Consider the following 6,362-nt stretch of genomic DNA (forward strand, 5'->3'; position numbering starts at 1 on the left):
GGAATCCCGTGTCTGACTCTCGTGCCTCCGAAGCCGCCGTCGTGTCGCCCGGGAAGGCGGCCGCGACCAGCGTGATCGGGCTCGCGATCGTCGTGCTCAGCGGCCTGCAGATGATGGTCGTGCTTGACGGCACGGTCGCGAACCTGGCGTTGGCGCCGCTGCAGCAGGATCTCGGCCTGTCCGACAGCGGCCGCAACTGGGTGCTCACCTCGTACGCGCTGGCGTTCGGAGGTCTGATGCTGCTCGGTGGCCGGCTCGGGGACGCGTTCGGGCGCAAGAAGATGTTCATCGCCGGTGTGGCGGTGTTCACCGTCGCCTCGCTGGCGTGCGGGCTCGCGTTCAACGAGATCACGCTGGTGCTGGCGCGGTTCCTGCAGGGCGCTGGCGCGGCGGTGGCGTCACCGACCGCGCTCGCGCTCGTCGCGACCACATTCGCCGCAGGCCCGGCTCGCAACCAGGCGATCGCGATCTTCGCGGCGATGACCGGCATCGGGTCGATCGCCGGACTGATCATCGGCGGCGCGCTGACCGAGGTGTCGTGGCGACTGATCTTCCTGATCAACGTGCCGATCGGCCTGCTGATCGTGGCGTGCGCGTTCACCGCGCTGCGGGAGACGGCGAGCGAACGTCTCCCACTCGACGTCCCCGGCGCGGTGCTCGCCACCCTGGGCTGCACCGGGATCGTGTTCGCGATGAGCGAGGGCCCCGAGTTGGGCTGGACCAGTGCCGCGGTGATCGGGACCGCGATCGCGGGCATCGTGTTGCTGGTGGCGTTCCTGTTCGTCGAACGCCGGGCGGACAACCCGCTGCTGCCCTTCTCGCTCTTCCGGGACCGCAACCGGGTCGCCACGTTCGTCGCGATCTTCTTCGCCGGCGCGGTGATGTTCTGCGTCGCCGCCTACGTGGCCCTGTTCGTGCAGGACATCCTCGGCTACAGCCCGCTGCGCGCGGGCATGGCGTTCATCCCGTTCGCCTTCGGCCTCGGCGCCGCCGCCGCGATTGCATCGAAGCTGATCGTGCGGATCCAGCCGCGCTGGCTCGTCGTCGCCGGTGCCGTGATCATGGTCGTCGGTCTGCTGTACGGGTCGACGCTCGACGGGTCCGCGACGTACTGGGCCAACCTGTTCGTGCCCGTCATCGGCATCGGGTTCGGTGTCGGCCTCGCCGTGGTGCCGCTGCCGCTGTGCGCGATCGCCGGTGTCGGTTCGCACGAGATCGGACCGCTCGCCGCTATCGCCCAGGTCGCGCAGACCCTCGGCGGGCCGCTCGCGCTCGCGGTGGTCGGCGCGATGGCCACCTCACGGACCCTCTCGCTCGGCGGCGTGAAGGGCTCGGTGTCGGAGATGACCGCGGATCAGATCGTCGCCCTCGGCAACGGCTACACCTTCGCGCTGGTCGGCAGCGCCGTGTGCGCGGCCATCGCAGGCATCGCGGCCCTGTTCATCCGCTTCACCCCGCAGCAGGTCGCGCAGGCGCAGGCCGCGGAGAAGGCGGCCCAGCAGGCCTGACGGCCGGTCTCCCCGCCGTCCGGTTCCCGATCGGACACGAGGCGCGCGACGCGGTAATTGCGTCGCGGAAGCGGCACCCCGCCCGTAATGTCCGATCGGTGCACTTCACACTGACCGCAACGGCGACCGCCGAGTTCCCGGACGCCTCGGATCTCGGCCACCTCCTGCACAAGCATCCCGATCGGGTCCAGACCTTCGAGTTGTCGGTGGGCACCGCGACCGTGCTGTACCCGGAGGTGTCCGCGTCGCGGTGCACCGTTGCGCTGCTCCTCGACATCGATCCGGTCGTGCCTCCGCGGGGCTCGTTCCGCGGCGGTACCGACGGATTCGCGCTGGGGCAGTACATCAACGACCGGCCCTATGCGGCGTCCTCGATGCTTGCGGTCGCGATCTCGAGGGTGTTCAAGTCGGCCGTCGCCGGGACGCTGAACTCCCGCCCGGAGCTTCCGCTCTCGCCGGTAGCGCTGACGATCACGGTTCCGGTGACGCCGGCGCGCGGTGGCGCCGACCTGCCCGCCCGGCTGTTCGGGCCGCTCGGCTGGGCGGTCACGGCGACGCCGGTGCCGCTGGACGAGACGATCCCGCGGTGGGGCGACTCGGACTACGTGAGCCTGATGTTGGAGGGCACGCTCCCGGTGTCCGAGGCGCTGCGGCATCTGTACGTCCTGCTGCCGGTGCTCGACGACGTCAAGCACTACTGGGTCGGCGAGGCCGAGGCCGACAAGCTGGTGCGGGTGGCGGGCGAATGGCTCGCCGACCACCCCGAGCACGAGCTGATCGCCGCCCGCTATCTGGCGCACCGGCGTGAGCTGGTGGCATCGGTGACCGACCGCCTCGCCGACGGGGGCGAGACCCCGGTCAGTGAACCGCGGGTGCCGAGCGCGAGTCTGGCGCAGCTGCGCCAGGAGGCGGTGCTGACGACGCTCGAGGACCTGGGTGCGTCCCGAGTGGTCGACGTCGGCTGCGGTGAGGGAAAGCTGCTGCGGGAGCTGCTCGCCCGGCCGGCGTTCACCGAGATCGTCGGAGTCGACGTCGGAGACGCGGCGCTGCGCAGGGCCGAACGGCGTCTCGGACTCGGCGATCTGCCCGATCGGCAGCGTGCGCGGATCTCGGTGCTGCAGTCGTCGGCCACCTACCGGGACGCGCGGCTGCGCGGTTTCGACGCGGCCGTGCTGATGGAGGTCGTCGAGCACGTCGACGAGGACCGCCTGCCCGCGCTCGTCCGGTCGGTCTTCGGCGACATGCGGCCGCGGTTCGTGCTGGTGACCACCCCCAACGCCGAGTACAACGCGCTCTACCCGAATCTCGAACCCGGCGCGTTCCGCCATCCGGATCACCGGTTCGAGTTCACCCGAACGCAATTCGAGACCTGGGCCGCCGAGATCACGGACACGCACGGCTACGAGGTCCGCTTCACCGGGATCGGCGACCCCGACACCGCGCACGGCGCGCCGACCCAGATGGCGGTCTTCACGCGAAGGGAGGAGGCGTAAATGAGCGATCTGGAGATACCGGAGCGGAGCGACCTCGAGATACCGGAGCCGTCGCTGGTCGTCCTCGTCGGCATCAGCGGATCCGGCAAGTCGACCTTCGCCGCCCGGCACTTCGGGCCCTATGAGGTGATCTCGAGCGATCACTGCCGCGGCCTCGTCAGCGACGACCCCAACTCGCAGGCGGCAACGGCCGACGCGTTCGAAGTGCTCGAGTTCATCGCGGCCAAGCGGCTGCGCGCGGGCAGGCTGACCGTCGTCGACGCGACGAGCGTGCAGCCGGCAGCCCGCCGCGCGCTGATCGATCTGGCCCGCTCGCAGGACATGCTGGCGGTGGCGATCGTGCTGGACGTCCCCGAGCCGGTGTGCGCCGAACGCAACGCCGCGCGTGGGGAGCGGGCGTTCGACCGGGCCGTGCTGCGGCGTCAGCACCAGCAGCTCACCCGCTCGATGCGCGGGCTCTCTCGCGAGGGCTTCCAGGTCGTCCACGTCCTCGACGGCGTCGACGCGGTGGAGCAGGCACGGATCCTGCGCCGACCGCTGCGGAGCGACCGACGCGACCTGCGGGGCCCGTTCGACGTCGTCGGCGACATTCACGGCTGCCTCGGTGAGCTCGAAACCCTGCTCACGACACTGGGTTACGAGATCGTCCGGGACGAGTCGGGTCGGCCGGTGGATGCGCGCCCACCGGAGGGGCGGACGGCACTGTTCCTCGGCGACTACGTCGACCGCGGTCCCGACGCGCCGGGCGTGCTGCGCCTGGTGATGGGCATGGTCGCCGCCGGTCATGCACTGGCCCTTCCCGGCAACCACGAGAACAAACTGGTCAAGGCGCTGCGTGGACGTAAGGTCTCCGCCACCCACGGACTCGACCGGACCCTCGAGCAGCTCGGGAACGAGACCGAGGAGTTCCGCCGCCGGGTCGCGGAGTTCTGCGACGGGCTGGTCGCGCACCTCGTGCTGGACGAGGGACGGCTCGTGGTGGCCCACGCCGGGCTCAAGGAGGAATACCACAACCGGGCGTCGGGCCGGGTGCGCAGCTTCGCCCTCTACGGCGAGACCACAGGCGAGACGGACGAATTCGGGCTGCCCGTGCGCTACCCGTGGGCGGAGGAGTATCGCGGGGACGCGATGGTGCTCTACGGGCACACGCCGGTGCCCGACGTGCGGTGGGTCAACAACACCGCGTGCCTGGACACCGGGTGCGTCTTCGGTGGTGCCCTCACCGCGTTGCGCTACCCGGAACGCGAGGTGGTTTCGGTTCCCGCGCAGCGCGAATGGTATCCGCCGATCCGGCCGTTGCATGTCGCCGACAGTGATCCGCAGGCTCTCGACATCGCGGACATCCTGGGAGTCGGGGGAGTGGAGACGTCGCTGCGCGGACGCGTCTCGGTGCGCCCGGAGAACGCGGCGGGTGCGCTCGAGGTGATGAGCCGCTGGGCGGCGGCGCCGCAGTGGCTGATGTACCTGCCTCCGACGATGGCGCCGTGTGCGACCTCGTCGCTGCCGGGCCTGCTCGAACATCCGGCCGAGGCCTTCGCCGCTTATCGAAAGGCGAAGGTGGACAGGGTGATCTGCGAGGAGAAGCACATGGGTTCGCGCGCCGTCGCGCTCGTGTGCCGTGACGCCGGGGTCGCCGCCGAGCGGTTCGGGGTGGGGGACGGACTGTCCGGGATGGTGCACACTCGAACGGGCAGGCGCATGTTCGCCCCGGAGCGGACCCAGCGACTGGTCGAGATGATCGCCGCCGCCGTCACCGCGGCCGGACTGTGGGACGAACTCGGCACCGACTGGCTGCTACTCGACGCGGAGCTGCTGCCGTGGTCGGCGAAGTCGGAAGGCCTGCTGCGGTCGCAGTACGCGGCGGTGGGTGCGGCGGCCCGCACGGACCTGGTGGCGCGGGCGCAGGTGCTGGCGACGGCAGCGTCCCGCGGCCTCGACGTGGCCGCGCTGCAGTCGAGTGTCAACGGGCGCGCGGACGACGTGGCGCAGTACGTCGACGCGTACCGGCGCTACGTCTGGCCGACCGACGGGCTCGACGGCGTGCAGATCGCCCCGTTCCAGCTGCTGGCCACCGAAGGAACCGGATACGCCGACCGCGACCACGGCTGGCACCTCGCAGTCGCGGACCGCCTGGCCGAGGCGGCGCCGAACCTGTTCCGGACGACCCGCCGGATCATCGTCGACACCATCTCTCCGGAGTCCGAGGCGGCCGGTGTCGCCTGGTGGGAGGAGCTGACCGCGGCGGGCGGTGAGGGAATGGTGGTCAAGCCGTTCGCCAACCTGGTGCCCGGATCGCGGGTGCAGCCGGGCGTGAAGGTGCGGGGCCGGGAGTACCTGCGGCTGATCTACGGGCCGCACTACACCGAGCCGGAGAACCTCGAACGACTCCGGAACCGGAGTCTCGGTCACAAGCAGTCGATGGCCCTGCGCGAGTACGCACTCGGCCTCGAAGCCGTCGACCGGCTGGTGAAGAAAGATCCGCTGTGGCGGATCCACCAGGCGGTGTTCGCTGTCCTCGCGTTGGAGTCCGAGCCGGTCGATCCCCGGCTGTGAGGCCGCCCGACCGGGCGGCCTCCCGATGAGCGGGAGGGAGTGAATTTTCGTGCGCGGCCCGGTGCGTAACATGCTTCATGAGCGAAAATGCATGGAGCAGAAACGAACTCGAGTCGGCATTCCAGACGTGGCTCACGACGGTGAATCGGGCCGGTTCGGGTGAGGGGAGCTGGCGGGACTTTCTCGAGCTGTTCACCGACGACGTCGTGTATCACGAGCAGATGGCGGGGGTCCTCGAGGGCAAGGAGGGCATCTGGGGTTGGGCCGAGCCCAGCCTGGTCCAGTTCCCCGGCTCGCACACGGTCGCCTTCCCCGAACACTTCCACGTCATCGACGAGGCGAGCGGTGTCATCGTCGCCAAGTGCGACAACGTGATGAGCGACCCGGGTGACGGATCTCGCTGGGCTGCACCGCACGTGAGCATCCTGACCTATGCGGGGAACGGCAAGTTCTCCCGGCAGGAGGACATCTACGACGTCACGAGCTTCCTCGATCTGATCAAGGCGTGGGGCAGACGCGCGATGGAACTGGGCACGTTCGATGCCGCTCAGCGCGGATGGTTCGAACAGGTCTATCCCGACTCGGTCCCGACGTCTGTGTCCGGCTGACAACCCCATCACCCTGCGTGCCGCCCGCGACCGACAACGGTCGTGGGCGGCACGTGGATCTCGCGCAGGCGTCAGGCGTCGGTCGCGCTCTGTCCGGCGCGGCGTCCGAAGAAGCTGCCGTCACCGAGGGAGGCGCCGCTCGCGTAGCCACCGGCGCAGACGCCGGACGTGCAGCGACCGGCCGCGAACAGGCCCGGAAT

General features: G+C 70.2%; 4 protein-coding genes. All 4 read left to right on the forward strand.

The genetic code is table 11. From position 1 onward, the window contains the following. The first annotated feature begins 8 nt into the window (after positions 1 to 8). The 4 genes from ACWEPG_RS28200 to ACWEPG_RS28215 all read left to right on the forward strand — a co-directional run bounded on the left by ACWEPG_RS28200 (position 9) and on the right by ACWEPG_RS28215 (position 6,162). The gene (locus ACWEPG_RS28200; protein WP_450116916.1) at positions 9 to 1,508 is read left to right on the forward strand and encodes an MFS transporter; all 1,500 of its coding nucleotides are present in this window, start codon (positions 9 to 11) and stop codon (positions 1,506 to 1,508) included. A gap of 98 nt (positions 1,509 to 1,606) precedes the next feature. Next, a complete protein-coding gene (locus ACWEPG_RS28205) occupies positions 1,607 to 3,001 on the forward strand; it encodes a 3' terminal RNA ribose 2'-O-methyltransferase Hen1 (RefSeq protein WP_452595834.1) in 1,395 nt (464 codons plus the stop codon). Continuing rightward, positions 3,002 to 5,554, forward strand: a complete 2,553-nt coding sequence (locus ACWEPG_RS28210; RefSeq protein ID WP_452595835.1) for a polynucleotide kinase-phosphatase — start codon at positions 3,002 to 3,004, stop codon at positions 5,552 to 5,554. Positions 5,555 to 5,631: 77 nt separating this feature from the next. Beyond that, a complete protein-coding gene (locus tag ACWEPG_RS28215) occupies positions 5,632 to 6,162 on the forward strand; it encodes a nuclear transport factor 2 family protein (protein WP_450116913.1) in 531 nt (176 codons plus the stop codon). Positions 6,163 to 6,362: the final 200 nt, after the last annotated feature.

This window comes from Rhodococcus sp. NPDC004095 (genome assembly GCF_053604015.1).

Coding starts and splice junctions, on each gene's coding strand:
- ACWEPG_RS28210 (WP_452595835.1), top strand. CDS start 3,002: ATGAGCGATCTGGAGATACCGGAGCGGAGCGACCTCGAGATACCGGAG.
- ACWEPG_RS28215 (WP_450116913.1), top strand. CDS start 5,632: ATGAGCGAAAATGCATGGAGCAGAAACGAACTCGAGTCGGCATTCCAG.